Annotated in this window: 17 protein-coding genes; 10 read left to right on the forward strand and 7 right to left on the reverse strand. The window is 42.1% G+C overall.

Annotated elements, in window-relative coordinates; genetic code table 11:
- Nucleotides 1-387: 387 nt before the first annotated feature.
- The 4 genes from FTV28_RS12555 (at nt 388) to FTV28_RS12570 (ending at nt 3,868) form a co-directional block, all read left to right on the forward strand.
- The gene (locus FTV28_RS12555) at nt 388-1,311 is read left to right on the forward strand and encodes a VacJ family lipoprotein (RefSeq protein WP_179990627.1); all 924 of its coding nucleotides are present in this window, start codon (nt 388-390) and stop codon (nt 1,309-1,311) included.
- 101 nt (nt 1,312-1,412) lie between these two features.
- Nucleotides 1,413-2,381 carry an RsbU family protein phosphatase GigA gene (gigA, locus tag FTV28_RS12560; RefSeq protein ID WP_179990629.1) on the forward strand — a complete coding sequence of 323 codons (969 nt, stop codon included), beginning with the start codon at nt 1,413-1,415 and terminating at the stop codon, nt 2,379-2,381.
- A 113-nt stretch (nt 2,382-2,494) separates the two neighbouring features.
- A complete protein-coding gene (gene gigB / locus FTV28_RS12565) occupies nt 2,495-3,022 on the forward strand; it encodes an anti-anti-sigma factor GigB (RefSeq protein ID WP_179990631.1) in 528 nt (175 codons plus the stop codon).
- A gap of 21 nt (nt 3,023-3,043) precedes the next feature.
- Nucleotides 3,044-3,868 (forward strand): carbon-nitrogen hydrolase family protein, encoded by an 825-nt coding sequence (locus FTV28_RS12570; RefSeq protein WP_179990633.1) that lies wholly within the window; start codon nt 3,044-3,046, stop codon nt 3,866-3,868.
- An 80-nt stretch (nt 3,869-3,948) separates the two neighbouring features.
- Here FTV28_RS12570 and gspE read toward each other — a convergent pair whose 3' ends face one another.
- On the reverse strand, nt 3,949-5,436 hold the full coding sequence (gene gspE / locus FTV28_RS12575; protein ID WP_004975184.1) for a type II secretion system ATPase GspE: 1,488 nt from the start codon (nt 5,434-5,436) through the stop codon (nt 3,949-3,951).
- Nucleotides 5,437-5,538: 102 nt separating this feature from the next.
- On the opposite strand from gspE, the gene FTV28_RS12580 reads away from it, so the two are divergent.
- Complete coding sequence (locus tag FTV28_RS12580) at nt 5,539-6,360, forward strand: hypothetical protein (RefSeq protein ID WP_004975182.1); 822 nt, start codon at nt 5,539-5,541, stop codon at nt 6,358-6,360.
- 9 nt (nt 6,361-6,369) lie between these two features.
- Complete coding sequence (locus FTV28_RS12585; RefSeq protein ID WP_096902425.1) at nt 6,370-7,293, forward strand: mechanosensitive ion channel family protein; 924 nt, start codon at nt 6,370-6,372, stop codon at nt 7,291-7,293.
- Between the two features lie 48 nt (nt 7,294-7,341).
- Here FTV28_RS12585 and FTV28_RS12590 read toward each other — a convergent pair whose 3' ends face one another.
- Nucleotides 7,342-10,380, reverse strand: coding sequence for a DUF2339 domain-containing protein (locus tag FTV28_RS12590; protein ID WP_179990635.1), 3,039 nt, complete (start codon nt 10,378-10,380; stop codon nt 7,342-7,344).
- Nucleotides 10,381-10,562: 182 nt separating this feature from the next.
- On the opposite strand from FTV28_RS12590, the gene polA reads away from it, so the two are divergent.
- Complete coding sequence (gene polA, locus FTV28_RS12595; RefSeq protein ID WP_004975176.1) at nt 10,563-13,322, forward strand: DNA polymerase I; 2,760 nt, start codon at nt 10,563-10,565, stop codon at nt 13,320-13,322.
- A gap of 162 nt (nt 13,323-13,484) precedes the next feature.
- Here the strand turns inward: polA and FTV28_RS12600 are convergent, their stop codons facing one another.
- Genes FTV28_RS12600 through ppx form a run of 5 tightly spaced genes read right to left on the reverse strand, consistent with a single transcriptional unit; the run spans nt 13,485 to nt 18,612 of the window.
- A complete protein-coding gene (locus FTV28_RS12600; protein WP_004975174.1) occupies nt 13,485-14,054 on the reverse strand; it encodes a YggT family protein in 570 nt (189 codons plus the stop codon).
- Between the two features lie 42 nt (nt 14,055-14,096).
- Entirely contained in the window at nt 14,097-14,924 is an 828-nt protein-coding gene (proC, locus tag FTV28_RS12605) for a pyrroline-5-carboxylate reductase (RefSeq protein WP_096902428.1), read from the reverse strand.
- A gap of 30 nt (nt 14,925-14,954) precedes the next feature.
- On the reverse strand, nt 14,955-16,301 hold the full coding sequence (gene tilS, locus FTV28_RS12610) for a tRNA lysidine(34) synthetase TilS (protein WP_179990638.1): 1,347 nt from the start codon (nt 16,299-16,301) through the stop codon (nt 14,955-14,957).
- Nucleotides 16,238-17,059: an acetyl-CoA carboxylase carboxyltransferase subunit alpha gene (locus tag FTV28_RS12615; RefSeq protein WP_179990640.1), complete on the reverse strand. Its 822-nt coding sequence runs from the start codon at nt 17,057-17,059 to the stop codon at nt 16,238-16,240. Before FTV28_RS12615 ends, tilS begins: the two co-directional genes overlap by 64 nt.
- A gap of 32 nt (nt 17,060-17,091) precedes the next feature.
- Nucleotides 17,092-18,612, reverse strand: coding sequence for an exopolyphosphatase (gene ppx / locus FTV28_RS12620; RefSeq protein ID WP_179990642.1), 1,521 nt, complete (start codon nt 18,610-18,612; stop codon nt 17,092-17,094).
- 271 nt (nt 18,613-18,883) lie between these two features.
- On the opposite strand from ppx, the gene trxA reads away from it, so the two are divergent.
- The 3 genes from trxA to FTV28_RS12635 all read left to right on the forward strand — a co-directional run bounded on the left by trxA (nt 18,884) and on the right by FTV28_RS12635 (nt 21,524).
- Complete coding sequence (gene trxA / locus FTV28_RS12625; RefSeq protein WP_004975164.1) at nt 18,884-19,210, forward strand: thioredoxin; 327 nt, start codon at nt 18,884-18,886, stop codon at nt 19,208-19,210.
- Between the two features lie 336 nt (nt 19,211-19,546).
- Nucleotides 19,547-20,815, forward strand: coding sequence for a transcription termination factor Rho (gene rho / locus FTV28_RS12630; protein ID WP_004975162.1), 1,269 nt, complete (start codon nt 19,547-19,549; stop codon nt 20,813-20,815).
- A 421-nt stretch (nt 20,816-21,236) separates the two neighbouring features.
- Entirely contained in the window at nt 21,237-21,524 is a 288-nt protein-coding gene (locus FTV28_RS12635; RefSeq protein ID WP_004975160.1) for a hypothetical protein, read from the forward strand.
- The last annotated feature ends 439 nt before the right edge of the window (nt 21,525-21,963 follow it).

The raw sequence follows: 21,963 nt of genomic DNA on the forward strand, positions 1-21,963 counted from the left end.
TCTCTTAATGATCTTCTCGATGCTTCGTCAGCATCAAGCTAGGTCGGCTATATTACGCTTTATTTCTAAAGTGTCAACTGGTAATTTAAATTATTTTAAACTTTCTTTCTAAAACCCAACTCAATCACTCCTAACCAAGTCATTGTTTTATCAGAAGTTTTAATCTTCATCACCGCCGATGGATGTGCATTATAGGGCAAATATTATACCTTGCAAGACTTTTTTCAAAAGAAATATATCGGGTGTTTATTTTTTGTTCATTTTTGCTTTTTCTACACACATTTTGAGCAAATTTGCTTTAATACATCGTTTCAATTAACTGTTACTATATACCCATCGGCGATATAACAGCTTTTGCTTACTCAGATTTAAGCGCTAGGATTCTTTATGTATCAACAAAAATATCTTTGGGTGTGCCTTGTTTCTTTAGGATTCATCACCTCAACACATGCGACAACGCCTTCTACTGAAGAAGTTGCTCAAGAAGAAACTACTGAAGTTATTGCGGCAGACTCATCTTCTGAAACTAAAAGTAGTCGTTTGAATGCGCTTAAAGAATTAAAAAATGTAAAAGCCAAAGATTTAAAAGTGAATGCAAATGCTGCACAACCCGATGAAGTCAAAGACCCACTGCAACCTTTAAACCGTCAGATTTATGCATTCAACGATATGTTAGATCGTAATATCGCGCGTCCACTTGCGGTTCAATATACAAAGAAAGTCCCTGGTGAAGTGCGCGGTTCATATCGTCAATTTCGTAAAAACTTGGGTGAACCATGGAATGCGGTTAACCAATTGATTCAAGGTCGTCCTTTACGTGCCGCTAAAACTTTAGGTCGTTTTAGTTTAAATACGATTACCACTTTAGGCATGGCTGACCCTGCACGTCGTTTAGGTTTAGACACAGAAGAAGAAAATTTTGGTACAACCTTGGGCTACTACGGTGTCCCTTCAGGGCCTTATGTTATGTTACCATTTTACGGCCCAAGTACTTTCCGTGATGGTTTTGGCACACTTGTAGATGGTCAGGCGCGTCCACAAAAATACATTTTAGATGGCAATGACCGTTTATATTGGTCGGAGCAAGTTATGCGCGGCCTAGATACACGCTCGCAACTCTTGGATGTAGAACAAGTATTACAGGGCGATAAATATGCCGCGATTCGGGATATTTACTTGCAACGTAAAAACTTTGAAATTGCGGAAAAGAAAGGACTCGATGCCGACAGTATTTCGTTTGTAGATGATGAAACCGAAGAACTTTTTGATGATCAAGAAGAAATAAACCTGCCTGAAGAAAGCAAAGAATAATTTGTAAAACATTTTACTCAAGGTGAGTTTTTACTTTCCTTGAGTATTCAGGCATTGTTATAGTAACGCTTTGTTTAGGTTCAGGGTCAACACAAAACTCTATGTATTTCATTCAACCCACACGTGATATTCCATATCTAGAACAGGTGCTCGACACACTTCCTAGTGTGCAAATGATTCACATAGATGACATCAGCTTGTATGACCCAACCATTATTGCAATTGCCGATGTGCAAGATTATTTAACACATCAATGGAATTTACCCACGATTGTATTGGCCTTTGAAGATGAAGGCACAGCATTGGTGCAAGCATGGGAACAAGGCGCTTTAGCAGGTTGGTTGTGGAGTCGTTTACCAGAAAATCCACAACAAGCCTTACGCAAAATAGACGCACAATATAAACGCAATCAAGACAGCCGCGACTTACCTTCAGCTGCTGAACTACAAAAAAAATTACTGCCCAATCCTATCGAACTGTGCAACTACCGTGTAGATACGTTATTTAAGCCTTCGGCTTATTTGTCAGGCGATTGGTTTGATTACTGGAAAATCAGTGATAAAGAAATCATGTTCTATTTAGCCGATGTCTCTGGGCATGGTGTAACTAGTAGTTTACTAACGTCTTGGATGGCTGCATTTCATGGTCGCTCCAAAACACCACGCGAACTGATTAAGAAGCTGAATGGCATGTTGGTTCAAGAAAATATTGAAAAGCATATCACCATGATTAGTGGGATTTTAAATATTGAAACCCACGAACTGCGTTGGTCGAGTGCGGGGCATTATCCACCTGCCATTATTATCGAACCCAATCAAGCACCTAAAATTTTAAATACCAGTAGTTTTCCTTTGGGACTGACTGAAGATTTAGAAGTTGAGGAATTTGAGTGCGTATTAAATAAACAGGCGCGGTTTATTATCTGCTCCGATGGTGCGTTAGAACCTTATAGTGGTGGTTTGAATGAACAGTTTGAACAATTGGTCTTTCACTTGCAAAATCAATCATTCCAAGCCCCCGATCATGTAGCAGATGATATTGCGATCTTGAGTTTGTGTCGAACAAAATAACCAATAAATCAGCCAGTTAACTTCTCAACCCAAGATATACGACTGTAAGCCACTTGAGTCTATATAGTCGCTATGGGATAATTATCTAATCCTTCTCTGCAAATGGCATTTATATGTCAACAGGTCATGTTGAATATGCAAGTTTGAATGGAACGCATATCTTTAAGCTTTTTGGCGAAGTGCGTGCCCAATCTTGTATTAGTCTAGACAAACTACTCAGTAAAATTGAACAACAATCTAATGTGGTGGGTGCAATTGTAGATTTAACCCAAACTACATTTATTGACAGTACAGTTTTAGGTGTATTGGCTAAGCTAGGCTTAAAACTGAAACAAATCCATCATATTCAGGCAGTTATGCTATCTACCAATCCTGACATTACTACGCTCGCAAATAGCATGGGCTTAGGACAGGTGTTTGTGATTTTAAATTACTGTGGCGATCCAACAGTTTGCACACGTGAGCTGGTAGAAGAACACGTCACGCATAGCAATATGCTCACTACAGTATTAGATGCCCATAAAACCCTCATGAAGCTGAATGAAAACAACCAAAATATGTTCGAACCTTTGGTGAAACAGCTACAAAAAGAACAAGATAATCTCGATCAGTGTGCTGAGAAAAATCAGCAGAACGCTTGATCTTCACTCAGGAATGCTTTGATGACTTTACTTTCTGTTGCTCAAATGAACTCGCAAAATGATATTGAAGAAAACTTCAAAATCATTGAAACATTGATTCAACAGAGTAAAGCTGATGGCGCTGAACTGATCGTTTTTCCAGAAAACTTTGTTTGCTTTGCAGCAGGCAAACAACGCGAAACCGCGGCACAGTTTGAAAGTATTCAACAGCGTTTGGAACAGCTTGCACATCAATATCAAATCTGGATTGTGGCGGGTACATTGCCCTGCCCATATCGCCCTGATGGTTCAACAATTGCAGATGGTCGTGTGCGTACGGTCAGTTTATGTATTAGCCCAGAAAAAACTGAAGCACGTTATGACAAAATTCATTTGTTTGATGTGCAAGTTGGTGACTCTGTTGGTGGTTATCAGGAATCTAAGTTTTTTGAACCCGGCTCTGAAGTCGTTGTGGCGAAAACACCGTTTGGCAACATTGGCTTAATGGTGTGTTATGACTTGCGCTTTCCTGAATTGGCCTTAACTTTACGTGCGCAAGGCGCCAATATTTTAACTGCGCCATCGGCTTTTACTTACACCACAGGTCAAATGCATTGGCAATTGCTCTTGCAGGCGCGTGGCATGGACAGTCAATGTCAGGTTTTAGGTGCAGCCCAACAAGGTTGGCATGGTGAAAAACGTCAGACTTGGGGACATTCAGGCGCTGCCAATTCACGCGGACAGTTATTGTCAATGGTGCAAGACGAAGGTACGCAACTGATTACAGTGCCCTTTGATTTAGATGAACAAAGCAAAATTCGAGAGTCGATGCCGTTAATGCAGCATCGTCGTTTATTGCAATTTTAAAATTGAATTTCAATAAAAAGGGTTGATCAACAATATAGTGATCAACTCTTTGTATTTCTTATCTTAACCTTACTTTTTAGCTATTCAGCCGCTTCATTGGTCACGCGCAGCACTTCTTCCAAAGTGGTTTTACCTGCCAATACCTTACGCAATCCATCTTCACGAATCGAACCTGATTGCTGTCGTGCATAATCTTCCAGTTCATATTCCGCGGCATTGCCATGAATCAAACGGCGCATTGCTTCATCCACAGGGACAATTTCATAAATTGCAGTCCGCCCAGTAAAACCTGTATGTGAGCAATGTTCACAGCCTTTCGGTTGCGGAAGTTTTAAATCGCTTGCATCGGTCACACTTTTAAAGAGTTCTTGTTCAAAGTCATCTGCAGCATGCCATGTGGCGCAGTGCGAACATAAGGTGCGCACTAAACGCTGCGCGATCACCCCAATTAATGAACTTGACAGCAAGAACGGCTCGATGCCCATATCTTTTAAACGGGTGACTGCACCAATGGCAGTATTGGTGTGCAGTGTAGATAGCACCAAGTGACCTGTTAAAGACGCCTGCACCGCAATTTCGGCAGTTTCTAAGTCACGAATCTCCCCCACCATCACCACGTCTGGGTCTTGACGCAGCATCGCCTTTAAAGCACGTGCGAAGGTCATATCCACTTTGGTGTTGACCTGTGTTTGCCCAATCCCTTCCAGCTGATATTCAATTGGGTCTTCTGCGGTCAAAATATTTTTAGAACCATCATTCAAGTCTGACAATGCAGCATACAAAGTCGTGGTTTTACCCGAACCCGTAGGCCCTGTGACCAAAATAATCCCGTGTGGGCGATGCACCAATTGTTTTAGACGTTCATAATCATTTTGCATAAGCCCCAGATGAGTCATGTTCAAACGACCTGCCTGCTTGTCCAGCAAACGCATCACCACTCGCTCGCCATGTGAAGATGGCAGTGTTGAAACACGTACGTCCACCTCACGACCTGCCAATCTAAGCGAAATACGACCATCTTGAGGGATACGTTTTTCGGCAATATCCAGTTTTGCCATGACTTTAATACGTGACACCAATAAAGGCGCAAGTTCACGGCGCGGTTGCACGATTTCACGCAACTGACCATCGACCCGCAAACGGACTGACAGTTTTTTCTCAAAAGATTCGATATGAATATCCGATGCGCCAACCCGAATCGCTTCAGACAACAAGGCATTGATTAAACGCACAATAGGTGCATCATCTTCCTGATCCATTAGGTCTTCTGCTTCAGGTACAGAGTCTGCCAAACTGAGCAAATCAGGATGATCTTCCAGCCCTGCCGCGACTTGCTGAGATTCGCCAGTATCACCTGCAAAACTGCTGCTTAATAATTGATGAAATTCTTGATCGCTACAAAGTTGATGCTGCGCAGGATGTCCCAAAAAACGACGTGCTTCCTGAATTGCAAGCATAGGGGTATTTTCACGACGTACAATAAAGGCATGATCGCCCTCATAACGAATTAACACCCCATGGCGTTTGGCAAAGCTATACGGTATTTGTAATTGTTTCAGTACTTGCATCAGCGATTATAATAATGATGAAAAAATTTAATTTGAGTGTACTCTAAGCGTATGACAGCGTGAAGTCTGTTTTCGCTGATTTATCAAGAAAGGGATAGGCCATTGTCACAAAATCATGAGATTTCAGAAACTGATTCGGCTAAATTAAAATGGTGGGGTGACTATGAGTTTGAGCTCAATCGTCCTAAAACGTGGCAATTTGGCTCACTCTTAGTACGTTTGACCCGTGGTATGCAAGAATGGCGTTTGGAATATTATCGCCCGCAGGTTCAATACGATTATGAACAGCAATGGCATAACATTGATGATCCTGAATTTGCCTTTCCACAACCTGTGAAAATTGAACGCTATATGTTCAAATCTACACAAAGTAAATTACAGCTCATGCCTCGTTTGGCAGACCGTTCAGTGGTGATTAAACCTGTCGATCCAATTTATATTCCTGCGGGGCAACGCGGCACCTTGTATATCAGCACACCGTTGTGGATGTCTGCCTTTGTCGATGGTCAACGTGAACCCATTTTTGATTTGCCGATTATTCGCCCGAAAGATACTTGGTTTGGCCCCAATCATCGTACAGGTGAAATTTGCTATGCCACAGCAGTCGATGGCCGTACCGAATTACATCAATTAAAACCACGTGCATTTCGTGCCGTCACGCCGATTGAATTTCACAACACCAGCAATCAACAATTGCGTTTTGACCGAATGAATGTGCCTGTGCCTGCGCTGCCTTTATTTTTCAGCGAAAGTACAGGTCGTTTATGGACTTCACAAATTAAAGTGATGCATGAAGGTTTAGACCGCCCGCCACGAATTCGGATTGAAAATCGCACCCCGCCACATGCAGGTGAAGTGACCTATTTGCAACCACCGCGTGAAACGGCAGGTGCTTTATTTAATATGTTTGATTCATTTTTCTAAGAGGATGTTATGGCAGATTCCAATATTTCCAAAGAAATCACCAACAGCCTCAAAGGAATTTTTACCAGTATCAATACAGATCGTCTGACCGAAATTTTGGTCGCAATTGTATTGTCTTTGATTGGTTTCTTAATTGCACGTTTTGTTTCCAATACTTTTGTACGCACTATTGGCGCACGTTTTAATGCGCATCAACGCTTAGTTTGGCGACGCGGGATTTTTTACTTTATTTTCCTGCTGTTTGTGATGGCGAGCCTGAAAGAAGCAGGCTTTAAACTCAGCGTGTTTTTAGGTGCAGCGGGTATTTTAACCGTGGCTTTGGGTTTTGCCTCACAAACCTCGGCATCCAATTTAATTAGTGGTATGTTCCTGATTGGCGAAGGTTCTTTTGAAGTGGGCGATACCATTCAAATCACCCTGATTCGCGGACACACCATTGAAGGTGAAGTGATCTCAATTGACTTACTTTCAGTTAAATTGCTGACCCAAGACAATATTTATGTGCGTTTACCCAATGAACAATTGATTCGTGCACCCGTGCATAACTTGTCCAAGTTTCCAATCCGACGTGTGCCCATTACCCTCGCGATTAATTTTCACGAAGATATTATTAAAGTGCGTGAAGTGTTGCTCAGTGTCGCCAATCAATATCCGCTCGTGCTGTCTGACCCTAAACCCGCGGTGACAGTTACAGCTTTCCGTGAATCTTCAATTGAATTGTTGTTTGCGGTGTGGTGTCAGCAAGAAAACTTTTTAAAGGTACGTGATGAAATGCAGGAACGTATCCGTAATGGTTTCCTAGACAACCAAATCGAAATTCCTGTACCCAAAATGGGTTTTGTTGATCATCCTTTATCGCGCCCTTTAAATAATGAAGAACTTGATCAATATGCCAATGCCCAAGCACTGAAACGAGAACCTGACTTAAAGTAATCGTTTCAGTCTTCGACACTTTGCCTCTAACTAAACTTGAGGATCTGCTCAAGCTTTGGAAGACGGCGAAGTGTTGTTTTTTACGAGATCTGGCTCAGGAATTGGGGCAATATATGCAATCAGTAGCATACCTAAACCTGCAGCAAAGAATGACAGCACGCGCATTAAAGTTCCAATATTAGATAAATCTAAAAGCACCAATTTTAAGGTCACAATCACCAAAATACTGCTGCCTAAAATCCACAAGGCACGTAATTGTTTCAGACTGGCAATCCACATGGCGATACAAGCCAAACTCACCCAAAGCAAGGTCAAACTGAGCTGCACAGTGGCATCTTGCCAAACAGCAATTTGGTTGATTGGCGTTCCCAAATACAGATGTAAGGCACGTAATAGCACATAACTACTTAGCCACAGTAAACTCAAGACCATAATTACCGCTGCCAAGCCTTGGTCTAAATGGGTTTTGCGTTGCAGATTCAACATCCACAAAATAGCCACCAACATGGCTATACTAACCAAATCAAATGGATTCAAAATAGGCAGTACATAGCCGTAAAATGCGTGTTCAGTCAACAGTTGTGAACATAGCATCCACATCAACATGAAGATTAAATTGCTACGCGCATACCAAAATTTGCGCCAATCTGAATCCGGTTGTTGCCACCAACACCACGCCGCAAAGAGCAATGGTAAAATCACCACGCTGCTATACGGATACTGTGGTAACAGCGTTAAACTCGCCATCGCCAAAATGGGTAACAGTCCTAAACTCAGCCATTCTTTGTCGCTGCGGACAGTCCATAAAGGACGCAACCACAACACACTGAGCACGCCTGCAAACAAGGCAAATAGCAGACGTTCAGTACCCGAAACCCAATGCACCGCTCCATCATAGCTACGGCTGAATAATAAACCTGCTGCAGTGAGCGAAACTGGCGTTAGACCTAACCATTTGGGCAATAGCCATGACCATGTCGCTTGACGAGAAAGTAGTACTTCGTTGATAAGTAAATAAATGACCACCACCGCCAAAAGCGTCTGTACGGTTGCAAGTTCTCCATCAAAGTAATCTAAACCTAACCATAGCCATAAACTGGTTGCAGACAACATCATTAAACACAGTACGCTCGTGGTTGCTGTGCTCAGTTGTTGTCTGAAAGCTGCACGGCTGTTGGAAAACACCACAACCGTGGCATAACTTAGGCTCAGTACCCAATAAATACTACGCTCGAAATAAGGTAACTCGACTAAATAATACAGCCCTGATAAGCCCGCTACGGCAAACAAACCCAGTGCCAAGTAACGGCTAATTTTAGAATGTTGAATAAAGGCAAACATAAACACAGCCACGCCTTGTAATGCCCAACCGATGACACTCCATTGTTCAGGCAGCAAAATAGGTGGAATCAACACACTAAAAATCAGCATCAAACTGAAATAACTTTGCGCAATAAATTTTGTCTGCCGATGCTGTTTGGTCAGCCAATACAAACCTGCAAAAACCACCGCAAATAACAAACTAAAGGCTGCCTGCCCTGCTGTTTCTTCAAAATACATCAAATATAAACAGGCATAACCGACTATGGGTGCGCCAAAAATCAAGGCAAGGTCTAAAATAGGTTTCAGCTGAAACGTGACAACATCATCCTTTGCCAAAAGTTGACTAAAGCGAAAACCCAACCAAATAAAAATAGCCGCATGTGCCAAAACCAAAAGCGTTAAAACCTGCCGTTCAAAGATATACCCATGATAAAAGGCATAACTACCACCCACTACAACGGTCATTAAAAATGCAATTTGATTTAAATATTTCCACGGACGCAAACTACTTAAAATGGCAACCGAAATATTAATCAGCAAATAATAGGCAATAAATTCAATGGCTGTTGCATTTCGAACAGGTAAAGTAAACGGTGCGAAATACGCAATCAGCATTGCCATGAGGGCAAGTTCGACTGATTGTTGTTTTAAACTCAGCCAGAGCGTGAGCACCATCACCACAATAAAACACAGACTGGCGATAGCTAAATTTGGAATGACCAAATTGTAATAGGCAAAAAATAAGGTCAGACACAGCCCAGCCAACCCCAAACCTTGCACACCCAAAGCAAAGCTGCGATTTTTGTTGCGTAACAGATAACCGAATACTGTCACTGCTGCACTCACGCCAGCAACGAACAAAAGTTTCACTGCCAAACTAAATTGCCAATGTTCAGTAGCAAAACGTAGCAGTAACACCACGCCTATGAGTAACACTACAATTGCTGCTTTTAATACAGGATTGCCATGCAACAGCCATGATTGGGCTTGTTGCAATAAACTGTTACTTGATGCACCTGACTCTGTTGCAAAAGGGGCGGCAGACCTTGAGGATTTGGCTAAATCTGGAGCTGAATATTCTTGATGTAGATGCCCTTGATGTGGATGTTCTTGGTCTTGATATGAATCTGGATATGGATAAGAAACTTGAGCTGCTTGTTCCCGAACAGAATTCGGCTCGCTCGATAATGTGGAATCAGATTGAATAGCGATGGTTTCAGGTTGAGAAGCGGTTGATATAACACCATCATCCACATTTGCCTTAACTGATGAAAGACTTGCATCAACTTCAGATGTATTGGCTAAAATATGCTCTGCGAATTGCGTTTGAACCTTTTTCTCTTGAGCATTGGTCTTTTGAGGATAGCTCTTTTGAGCATGCGCCTGAAGCTTAGCGGCACTTTGTAATTGCTGTAATTGATACAGTCCTTGCTCCAAACGCTGCAACCATCGCAACAACATAAAAATCCATGCACTTAAAGCAATAGATGTCAGTAAATACCAATCCAGCAATATTCCTAAAAAAGCAATAAAAGCGGCGATATATAAAGGAGTTTTAGAGCTTTGGCGTTGTACTTGTGACTGTGCATCCACAACCTGTTCCAGTGAGTTCTGCACTCGTCCCACAAAAAACATCACGCTGACCACCGCAGCAACTGCACAGATATAACTCAGCATCGGCACACCGAGCCACCATGCGCCAATTGAAATTATGATTAATAGCATGAACCAAATGATTCGAATTTCATTCTGCCCTGTCTGCATTGCTCTTCATTTTATTGATATTGTCATGGCTCCGATCATACAACAGACAGCACGATTCTGAATCAGGATTCATCAGCAATTCGGTAACTGTGCGTCTGCAACACTTGCCTTAAAAATCAGTTTCTGCGACAACTGCAAAAATCACGTACAATAAACTGCTTATTTGCAGAAGGAATCAATCCATGCCACCATTTGTCTTGGTCGATGGCTCATATTTTCTATTTCGTGCCTTTCACGCACTACCACCATTAACCACGTCAACTGGTTTACATACCAATGCTATTCGTGGCGCGATCTCTGCGATTCAAAAGTTGATGCGTCGTACTCAGCCTACTCACATGGCGGTAATTTTTGATACGCCTGAGCCGACTTTCCGTCACGAACTATCGCCAATTTATAAAGGTGACCGCCCAAGTATGCCTGAGGAACTTTCTCAGCAAATTCCATACTTACATGCTTTAATTCGTGCTTTGGGTATTCCACTTTACATGCTACCAGGCGCAGAAGCCGATGATATTATTGGAACTTTAGCCAAACGTGCCGAAGCCGAAGGACAGCAAGTACTGATTTCTACGGGCGATAAAGACATGGCGCAGTTGGTGACTGAAAAAGTTACCCTTGAAGACAGCTTCAAAGAAAAGCCAATGGATATTCAGGCTGTATTTGACAAGTTTGGCGTATGGCCGCATCAAATTATTGATTATCTGACCCTCATGGGTGATGCTTCCGATGGTATTATGGGCGTGCCCGGCATTGGCGCCAAAACTGCTGCAAAACTACTGACCGAATATGGCTCGATTGGTGCGATTTTAGAAAATGTCGATCATATTAAAGGCAAAGTCGGACAAAATATTAAAGACAATGCCGATGGCATCGCGCTAGATCATCAACTCGCCAGCATTGTTTGTGACCTTGATCTGAACTTTGGTTATGCCGATCTAAAACTACAAGACCCTAATGTTGAAGCCTTACGCAATTTATATACCGAGCTAGAATTCCGTAATCAATTACAATCGCTCGATCATCCAAATAATCCAAATAACAGCAATTATAAACAAGCTGCAAAAACAGTCGCCGCACCGACAGCCAATGAAATTGAAACTGAAGATCAAGCCACGCAAAGCAGTGTTGATGATCAACTCGGTGCAGCAACATACCACACCATTTTAGATCAGGCGCATTGGGATGCTTTGCTGCAACGCTTGCAAACTGCACAGCGTTTTGCCTTTGATACAGAAACCACCAGTCTGGATTATCGCGTTGCAGAAATTGTTGGTTTTTCTATCGCGTTCGATGCCAAAGATGCCTATTACGTACCTTTGGCGCATGATTATGAGGGCGCACCACAGCAGCTCAACCGTGATCAGGTTTTGGCACAAATCAAACCTATTTTAGAAAATAATGCGGTGGATAAAATTGGGCATCATTTAAAATATGATGCGCATGTGCTTGAAAATCACGGTATTCATTTACAAGGTTGGTATTTCGATACCATGTTGGCATCTTATGTGCTTAACTCTGTCGCAACCCGTCACGGCATGGATGATGTGGCACGCTTATATTTAAGCCACCTGACCACATCTTATGAGCAAATTGCAGGCAAAGGCGTCAAGCAAAAAACTTTCAATCAAATTGAAATTGAAACGGCTGCGCACTACGCTGCAGAAGATGCGCATGTTACGTATCGTTTATATGAAGTGCTGTCTGCGAAGCTACAAAAGCATCCTGAATTGGTCAATATTTTGCACAACATCGAAATGCCTGTGGCGCGTGTGCTGACCAGTATGGAAGAAAATGGCATTCAGCTTGATCTGAAATTTTTAGATCAATTGGGTGTCGATTTTTCCCAAACCATGCAAGATTTGGAAAACCAAATTGTAGAATTGGCAGGTGAAAACTTTAATGTCAGCTCACCGAAACAAGTGGGCGAAATCCTGTTTGATAAACTCGGACTCAAAGGCGGCAAGAAAACCGCAACAGGTCAATACAGTACCAGTGAAAGTGTTTTGGAAAAAATTGAGCATCCGATCAGTAGTTTAATTTTAGACTACCGTGGTTTATCTAAACTCAAAAGCACCTATACCGATGGCTTACTGAAACAAGCCAACAACGATACGCATCGAGTGCATACCAGTTATCACCAAGCTTTGACTGCAACAGGGCGTTTATCTTCTACTGATCCAAACTTACAAAACATTCCAATTCGTACTGAAATTGGTCGTCAAATTCGTAAAGCCTTTGTCGCACCTGAAGGTCGCGTGTTGTTGGCAGCCGACTACTCGCAAATCGAATTGCGTTTAATGGCACATTTTTCACAAGATGATGCCCTACTCGATGCCTTTAACCATGGACAAGACGTGCACCGCCGTACTGCGGCAGAAGTCTTGGGTATTGCCTTAGAAGACGTAACCTCAGATCAGCGTCGTCAGGCCAAAGCTGTAAACTTCGGTCTGCTCTACGGCATGTCGGAATTTGGCTTAATTCGTCAGCTTGGGTTTACCCGTGAAGAATCACAAAACTACATCAAGCAATACTTCCAGCGTTATCCGGGCATTTATGAATATATGCAACGTACCCGCCAAGTCGCGCTAGAACAAGGTTTTGTAGAAACTATTTTAGGTCGTCGCCTCTATACACCAGATATTGCTGCACGTAATATGATGGTACGTAAAGCGGCAGAACGTGCGGCAATTAACGCGCCATTACAAGGCTCTGCAGCTGATATTATTAAAATGGCGATGATTGAAGTCGACAAAATGTTACCGCAAGCGCAAGCCAAAATGTTGCTGCAAGTACACGATGAATTGGTATTTGAAGTCGATGCAGATGCGGCAGATGAACTCGCGCCGAAGTTGGCAGAAGTCATGCAATCTGTGGTGGAAATTTCTGTACCATTGGTGGTGGAAGTCGGAAAAGGCAATAACTGGGATGAAGCGCATTAAAGTCGTTGCGCTCTCTTTTTTCAGCACCTTCCTTCGCCTAGAAGGAGGTCAGGATGCAGGTTATTTGTATTTCTGAAGACTCATTAAGGTCGTCAGCCCAAACTTAAACTACAAAAAAAGGACTCGATTTGAGTCCTTTTTAATGTTTTAGGATAATGCGACTTATAAGCCAGTCAGCAATACAATCGCTACCTGATTCATAATAATTTCAGCGATATATAAAGCCAAAAATGCAATAATTGGCGACAAATCAATCATGCCCATGTTCGGCAATAAACGACGAAATGGTGCTAATAACGGCTCTGCCAACTCTTGAATCACCTCAATATACGGGCCACGAGATTGAGTAAACATCACCACCCAACTCAAAATAATGGTGGCAAAAATCAAATAACGACAGAAACGGATTAAATCCTGAATCATGGTCACAAAAGTCAGAATCAGTAAGTGAATTGGACTATTCGGCATCGCACCATTGAGATACATAACACCAAAAATTTTGAGTAGATACAACACCACCAACAAAGCCAAGGCTGCAGAGTTAACTCGACCTTTGCCAACCGTTGGAAAAATACGTCCAAATACATCTACAATTTTGGTGGCTTTAATGGTTGAAAGCACCACAGGGTTATAAGGACTCACCGCTGCCAATTGCATTAAGAAACGGAAGAATACGAGCAAAATCGCTACGTTAATGATAATGCCAAAAATTAGCGCAGAATTTGCACCCATACTTAAACTTTCCTAAAATTTAAATTCATTGTTTTTCAATAATTAAATACTATCACTTAACTCTTGCGCTAATTCTTGACTACGCGTTTTAGCAGCAGCCAATGCCGCCTGAATATTTTGTGAAATTTGCGCATGATCAAACACTTCAATTGCCGCTTGGGTCGTGCCATTTGGTGAAGTTACATTTTTGCGTAATTCTGCAGGTGTATTCGAGCTGGTAATTGCCATTTGTGCTGCACCCAAAGCAGTTTGTAACGTCAGTGCTGTCGCCACTTTTTCATCTAAACCTAAGTTCTTGCCTGCACGAATCATACTTTCCATCAAATAGAAGAAATATGCTGGCCCTGAACCAGATACTGCAGTCACAGCATCAATTTGCGCCTCAGAGTTTACCCAAATAGTTAAACCTGTCGCTGCCAAAACCTGACTTGCCAATTCACGGTCAGTGCTATTGACCTGTTCGGTTGCATACAAACCATGTGCACCTGTTTGCACCAAAGCAGGCGTATTTGGCATTACCCGCACTACACGTTCTGTACGTAATAACTCAGAAATCGTGGCAATTTCTGCGCCCGCAACAATCGAAATCACCAGTTTATCTTCAAACTGACCGTGCAATGGACGCAATACTTGTGCCAAAACCTGTGGTTTGACTGCAAATACCACAATATCTGCATCTGCAATCGCGGCCAAATTATCCTCAGTGACATGCACATCTTTTTCTTTTAATAATTCACGCACTTGTTCTACAGGGTCTGAAACTGTAATACGGGTTGGCGGCAAACCTCTGGCAATCAAACCACCAATCAAGGCTTGCGCCATGTTGCCACCGCCAATGAAACTAATATTACAATTCAATACTGCACTCATGATTCACGCTCTTCGTTGAGTTCTTTGTCGTTAAGAGACTAAATTCGGTTGCCATCCATCTGCGACACAATAGTCCGACTGTGCAAGCCAAAAGCCTTTGGGGCTAAAAACGCCTAGCATAACATTATCTAGGCTTAATATTTGAATTGTATGACGCGTCCACGGAAAAATTTGTGCTTCCTGAATGGCTTTTTTCAGTGGCCATGTGCCCACCCGACCATACAAATGAATTTTTTCACCACCCAAACGTGGCCGTAAAGTTAACGGACGATTCAGCAAAGTTGCAGATAAACCGACTTTGGCTTGTTGCAGTTGATAACAGCCAGACCACACTTGAAAAGTCTGATCTGCCTGCAAACATAACACTTGTTCTTCTGCCTCAAAATGTTCTGCAGCTAAATACTCCGCTTTCGGCAAACGAAATAATTGTTGCTGATAACGCAGATAATAATAATCCTGACAATGTAATGCCGCTTGTGCATCGGCTTTGGCTTGAATCACCTCACGTTGCAAGCGTTCGACCATATCAAAACTTGGGCGATATTGTGCCTGTCCTTTCATCCATGCCGATAATAGCTGACGTTGCCGTGACAAAGACAATTGTTGTAACTGAATTAAATTCAACTGCGAGTCTGTGCCACATGCAGCTAAATCCTGCGCCAAAACTTCTGCCAAAATGTTTTCAGTATCTTGCATCAAGTTTGCAGTACGCGTCACAGCTTGCTGCATTTTAGGAAAACGCTGTTGCACGACAGGCCACAATATTTCTCTTGCCCAAGCTCGGTCATAATGCACATCCTGATTGCTTGGGTCTTGCACATAATCGAGCTTTAATTCAGCACTCCATTGGCAAATCTGCTCACGCGAAATATCCAATAACGGACGCCAAATACTGATGTCATCACGCACATCGACCGCTTGCATGGCAGCAAGTCCTTGCACACCTGCGCCTGAAAACAAACGCAGCAATACGGTTTCTGCCTGATCTTGCTGATGATGCGCCAATACTAGAACTTCGTTGCTATCTAAGTGCTGCATATAGGCCTGATAACGCGCCTGACGTGCCTGGTTTTCTAAATTACCCTCAGACACATTAACTTTTTGCAACACACACGGTACATTTAAATTCTGGCAGGTGGCTTGCACCAATGCACCCCACTCAGCACTTGAGCTTTGCAATTGATGATCAATGTAAATCGCGCGCACTTTTTCAGGACACAAAAATGACAAAAGATGCAGTAGCAGCATGGAATCCATACCGCCACTACATCCGATTAAAAATTTTGTCTGTGCAGGAAAAGCCTGTAATTGACTTAAGACGCTAGACCTAAATTGTCGCTGCCAAACTTCATTAAACGCTGGTAACGTTCTTCGCATCGTTGTGTTGCATCCATCGCTTGCAATTCATCCAAAGCTTCTTTTAACACATTTTTCAGACTGTGCATGACTTGTTCAGGGTTTAAATGCGCACCCTCACCTTCATCAACCACATATTCTACAATACCAATCTTTTGCAGTTTTTCTGGAGTCAATGCCAATGCTTCACTGGCTTGTTCGGCTTTTTCTGCAGTTTTCCACAGAATAGACGCACAGCCTTCTGGCGAAATAACAGAGTAAATACTGTGTGACAACATCACCACACGGTCAGCCACACCAATACCCAACGCACCGCCTGAACCACCTTCGCCCAATACTGTAGCAATTACAGGTACTTTTAAGTTCGACAGTTGTGCCAAGCTGGTCGCAATCGCTTCTGCCTGACCACGTTCCTCTGCACCTACACCTGGGTATGCACCCATCGTATCAACAAAAGTGAAAACTGGCAGATTAAAACGCTCTGCCATATCCATAAGACGCTGTGCCTTACGGTAGCCTTCTGGATTACACATCCCGAAGTTGTGTTGTAATTTTTCGCGGGTACTGCGACCACGATGTTGACCTATCACCATGACAGGCTGACCATCAAAGCGTGCCAATCCACCGATCATTGCACCATCATCACCAAATAAACGATCGCCATGTAAGGCATCAAATTCAGTGAAAATTTCACCCACATAGTCTAGAAATTGCGGACGTTCAGGATGACGTGCAATTTGCACGGTTTTCCATGCTTTAGATTGAGCAGCTTTTTTCATAAGTCGACTGTTATCCCTAAATTAACCAAATCTTAATCGACAAATTGTTCCGACTGAATATTCAATTCAATGTCCCAATTCTTGAATTGCACTTGTTCATCGTGCAATTCAGCGACAAGCAATGGCCATTGTTTGGCATCACCCGACACGCTGAGCTGCCATTGTTGCGCATTGCGGATGCTTAATTCAATGGCAGGAAGCATCGCATCGCTACGACTTGCGTTGACCAAAACTGCAAGGCGAAGCAACAAACTTAAGTAAACAATTTTATTGCCACCCGCTTTCAGTACTTCTGTTTTCGCGTCTTGGCGCAACTTTCGACGATGGTTGCCGACCAAATGCGAGAGATAGTTTTGGTCAATTTGTGAGAAACCGGGAATGTCCGAATGTTGCAATAAATATGCACCGTGACGATGATAACTGCTGTGACTGATGGCTAAACCAATTTCATGTAGGTACGCAGCACGACGCAATAAGTCACTATCTTCGTTATTTAATTTTAATGATTCTGCCACGCTGTCAAATAAATGTTGCGCAGTTTTCACCACACGTCCAGCCTGTTTCGGGTCTGAGTTATAACGCCCCATCAAGGCCTGTACACTGCGATCACGAATGTCTTCATGCTGGAAACGTCCCAACAAGTCATACATTACGCCTTCACGCAAAGCCCCATCGGAATACACCAGTTTATCGATATCTAATACATCAAATACCGCATATAAAATTGCCAAACCTGCTGGCAAAACTGCTCGACGGTCTTCTTTTAGACCATCAAATTCCATTTCTGATACGTGTTTAAACTTGAGCAAACGGTCTTTGAGTTTTTCTAAACCTTCACGAGTCAGATTTTCCTGCTCATTGCTCCAGCCCATATTTACCGTAATTTGACGACAGGCTTTAATGGTACCGCTCGAACCTGCAACGGTATCCCAACCTGCTTCTTTATAAGTATTGGCAATCGAATACAGTTCTTTACGCGCTGCAACCACTGCTTTTTCAAAACTGCTCTTGCTAATTTCACCATCGGCAAAATAGGCTTTGGTATAGGCCACACAGCCCATTTGTAAAGATTCGGTATGAATTGGCTCAAATTCTTCGCCAATAATCAACTCTGTCGAACCACCGCCAATGTCAATTACCAAACGACGACCACTATTTGCCATCGTGTGCGATACGCCTAAATAAATTAAACGGGCTTCTTCACGCCCTGCAATAATTTCAATAGGTTTAGGCAAAATTTCTGCGGCTTTTTGAATAAATTCATGTCCATTTTTGGCCTGACGCAATGCGTTGGTTGCCACAATACGCAAACGATTTGACTGCACCGCAGTTAAACGTCCTACAAAACGCGCCAAACATGCCAAACCACGTTGTTGAGCAGCTTCGGTCAAATTCTTATTTTCATCTAAACCTGCGGCCAACTGTACTTTTTCTGACATTGATGCCACTTTTTTTACTTCACCATGATCCACCCGTGCAATTGCCAAGTGAAAACTATTCGACCCCATATCGATGGCTGCGAGTAACTCTTCATCAATTAAAAAATCAGACATTCTTCAAACAAACCTAGACAGAATTGTGCCTAGAGTAATTCACATACACCTAATTTAAAAGCCATTTATCAGCACAATTTGACGACTATTTAAATTTTCTGCATATATGACAATTGTGTTACAGAATTAGCATTTTCGTTTAGCGTTATCGTCACGATCAATTAGACAAATTTGTATTTTGAATGGAAAATCCACAGATTCCCCTACTTTGTTCAAGATGGCTATGTAATACTAACTAAAGCTATCTTAAAAATTATTTGGAGCGTAATCCATGTCTGGCAACATCGTAAACACCACTGATGCAAACTTCGAAGCAGATGTTCTTCAATCGGATACTCCTGTATTGGTTGACTTCTGGGCTGGCTGGTGTGCGCCATGTAAAGCAATTGCACCTGTACTTGAAGTACTTGCAGACGAATACCAAGGCAAAGTTAAAATTGTAAAAGTTGATGTAACCTCTTGCGAACAAACTGCAGTGAACTACAACATCCGTAATATTCCAGCATTATTGATGTTCAAAAATGGTGAAGTGGTTGCACAGCAAGTCGGTGCAGCACCTAAATCTAAATTGACTGCGTTTATTGACGAAAATATCTAAGTCGATTGATCCATCGTCTATTTATAGAGATGATGAAAAAAAATACGCCACGCATTGGCGTATTTTTTTTGCCTACAAATTGACAAGTAGACGTTTCTCTCTTATATTGCATGCTCAGGAAACGCAGGATCTTTCATCCTCTTTCTGAAAAGACACAACACAAAAATGCCGCTCGGCAACAGAAATTGTTTTTCACATTTTTCAATCAAACAATGAATCAGTGCTCTGAATCGTTATTGTGCAAATACAATTGCTTTCATTTTATTGTATGAATGCGGCTAAATGTTGCTCCCTCTCTAACCTGTACCCCAGAATTTTAATTCTATCAGAACCTCTATGAATTTAACCGAACTCAAGAAAAAACCGATTGGCGAACTCATCAAGATTGCCGAGTTTATGGGCCTTGAAGGAATGGCGCGTAACCGCAAGCAAGACATTATTTTTGCCATCTTAAAGCGCCATGCCATGAATGGTGAAGAGATTTTTGGTGATGGCGTTCTAGAAATTCTCTCTGATGGTTTTGGTTTCTTACGCTCAGCTGCAGGTTCATACCTTGCTGGCCCAGATGATATTTATGTCAGCCCTTCGCAAATTCGTCGCTTTAACCTGCGCACGGGTGACACCATTACAGGTACGATTCGTCCACCAAAAGAAGGCGAACGTTATTTTGCTTTGCTCAAAGTCAATCAAATTAACTATGACACCCCTGAAAATTCACGTAATAAAATCTTATTTGAAAACTTAACCCCGCTTTTCCCAACAGAACAGTTGGTGATGGAGTTAGGTAATGGAACAACTGAAGACTTAACTGCACGTGTGGTAGATTTGGTTGCGCCAATTGGTAAAGGTCAGCGTTCAATTATTGTGGCTCCGCCTAAAGCGGGTAAAACCATGTTGCTACAAAACATCGCTCAGTCGATTGTTCGTAACAACCCAGAAGTGTTCTTGATTGTACTTCTCATTGATGAACGCCCTGAAGAAGTGACTGAAATGGAACGCACCGTGCGCGGTGAAGTGATTGCATCAACATTTGATGAGTCACCTGCTCGTCACGTTCAAGTTGCAGAAATGGTCATTGAAAAAGCCAAGCGTTTAGTTGAACATAAAAAAGACGTGGTGATTTTACTGGATTCGATTACCCGTTTGGCACGCGCCTACAACACTGTCGTACCTTCTTCAGGCAAGGTTTTAACAGGTGGTGTTGATGCGCACGCTTTAGAACGTCCAAAACGCTTCTTTGGTGCTGCACGTAATATTGAAGAAGGTGGTTCTCTAACCATTATTTCAACTGCACTGATTGAAACTGGCAGTAAAATGGATGAAGTGATTTACGAAGAGTTTAAAGGTACAGGCAACCAAGAGATTACCTTAGACCGTCGTATTGCAGAAAAACGTGTTTTCCCTGCCATGAACATCAAAAAATCAGGTACACGTCGTGAAGAGCGCTTAATGAGTGAAGATAATTTGCGTAAAGTTTGGATTTTGCGTAAATTGTTACACACTCAAGATGAATTGGCAGCAATGGAATTCTTGCTTGATCGCATGAAAGAAACCAAAACTAATGACGACTTCTTTGATCAAATGAAACGTAAAGCAGCCAATTAAACGGCTATAAATATTAGAACACCTAAAAAAGTCATCTTAAAACGATGGCTTTTTTATTTGGTTGACAAAATTTACATAAAGACACAATTGCACGCGGTATATGTAAACTTATTTTTAAGTAAATGATTATAAAAAAATATTTAGTAAAAACCTTTTAGTTTTTAGCCAGTTACCGTGCAACTCTCCAATCTAAAATGCCAAATTAATTGTTATTTTCTGTTAAAAAAGCACGTATTTTTCGCGTTTTTTTGCCTTTTTTTCAATCAACCTAGTAGCAATTCAAAAAGCGCAGTGATAGCATATTCGCAGACCAGTTAGACTGCGCCTGCGTTGTTAGTGCCTAACAAAATTTAGGAATAATAAAAGCATACAACAGACTAACGTCGGTTTTTTTTAATCTCATATTTTAGAGAGTGATGCCATGTTATTCAAAAAAATCGCTATTGCTGCTGCAGTTGCTACTACTTTAGCTTTCGTTGGTTGTGCTAAAAAAACTGAAGAAGCTGCTGCTGACGCTAACGCTGCTGCATCTGAAGCTGTTGTAGCTGCATCTGAAGCTGAAGCTGCTGCTGACGCTGCTGCTGTAGAAGTTGCTTCTGGCGCTGAAGCTGCTGTAGATGCTGCTGACACTGCTGCTGCTGCTGCAACTGACGCTGCTGATGCTGCTGTAGACGCTGCTGCTGCTGCTTCTGAAGCTGCTGCTCAATAATCGATACGATTATGCAGTACAAAAAGAGAGCCGATGGCTCTCTTTTTTATTTCTGAATATTTTGTCTAAAATTTATTTTACTCAGCACAATATCTCCAAATCGCTCAATCCATCTTTTTCAAGTAGATGATTCAGCATATAAAAGCATTTAACCAAAACACTTAACCCCATTCGGCATTTATTTCGATATAACCTTTTGGTTTCTCATCTCCACGCTCAATTCTTAGGTAGCGTCTTGTTCAGCTCTACAGTGTTTTCATTCATATCCATAGTTTGATTCAAGTCTGTTCCTTAAAATGTATTCAAACATACTCAAGGACTAATTCGCACTCTGTTAATGTCTTGTTGCCAAGCGTGTAACTAGAGCCTGAGTCGGTCAGTTCCGACTTGTAGCGGTCAGTCCGTTCTTGCAATATACGCTTTACAGTTTTGTAAGGCG

The sequence above is a fragment of the Acinetobacter sp. YH12252 genome (assembly GCF_013417365.1).
GTDB lineage: Bacteria > Pseudomonadota > Gammaproteobacteria > Pseudomonadales > Moraxellaceae > Acinetobacter > Acinetobacter towneri.

Bases quoted from the DNA above. Each gene is read 5' to 3' on its own strand.
- FTV28_RS12555 (WP_179990627.1), top strand. From the start codon at position 388: ATGTATCAACAAAAATATCTTTGGGTGTGCCTTGTTTCTTTAGGATTC.
- gigA (WP_179990629.1), top strand. From the start codon at position 1,413: ATGTATTTCATTCAACCCACACGTGATATTCCATATCTAGAACAGGTG.
- gigB (WP_179990631.1), top strand. From the start codon at position 2,495: ATGTCAACAGGTCATGTTGAATATGCAAGTTTGAATGGAACGCATATC.
- FTV28_RS12570 (WP_179990633.1), top strand. From the start codon at position 3,044: ATGACTTTACTTTCTGTTGCTCAAATGAACTCGCAAAATGATATTGAA.
- gspE (WP_004975184.1), bottom strand. From the start codon at position 5,436: ATGCAAGTACTGAAACAATTACAAATACCGTATAGCTTTGCCAAACGC.
- FTV28_RS12585 (WP_096902425.1), top strand. From the start codon at position 6,370: ATGGCAGATTCCAATATTTCCAAAGAAATCACCAACAGCCTCAAAGGA.
- FTV28_RS12590 (WP_179990635.1), bottom strand. From the start codon at position 10,380: ATGCAGACAGGGCAGAATGAAATTCGAATCATTTGGTTCATGCTATTA.
- polA (WP_004975176.1), top strand. From the start codon at position 10,563: ATGCCACCATTTGTCTTGGTCGATGGCTCATATTTTCTATTTCGTGCC.
- FTV28_RS12600 (WP_004975174.1), bottom strand. From the start codon at position 14,054: ATGGGTGCAAATTCTGCGCTAATTTTTGGCATTATCATTAACGTAGCG.
- proC (WP_096902428.1), bottom strand. From the start codon at position 14,924: ATGAGTGCAGTATTGAATTGTAATATTAGTTTCATTGGCGGTGGCAAC.
- tilS (WP_179990638.1), bottom strand. From the start codon at position 16,301: ATGCGAAGAACGTTACCAGCGTTTAATGAAGTTTGGCAGCGACAATTT.
- FTV28_RS12615 (WP_179990640.1), bottom strand. From the start codon at position 17,059: ATGAAAAAAGCTGCTCAATCTAAAGCATGGAAAACCGTGCAAATTGCA.
- ppx (WP_179990642.1), bottom strand. From the start codon at position 18,612: ATGTCTGATTTTTTAATTGATGAAGAGTTACTCGCAGCCATCGATATG.
- trxA (WP_004975164.1), top strand. From the start codon at position 18,884: ATGTCTGGCAACATCGTAAACACCACTGATGCAAACTTCGAAGCAGAT.
- rho (WP_004975162.1), top strand. From the start codon at position 19,547: ATGAATTTAACCGAACTCAAGAAAAAACCGATTGGCGAACTCATCAAG.
- FTV28_RS12635 (WP_004975160.1), top strand. From the start codon at position 21,237: ATGTTATTCAAAAAAATCGCTATTGCTGCTGCAGTTGCTACTACTTTA.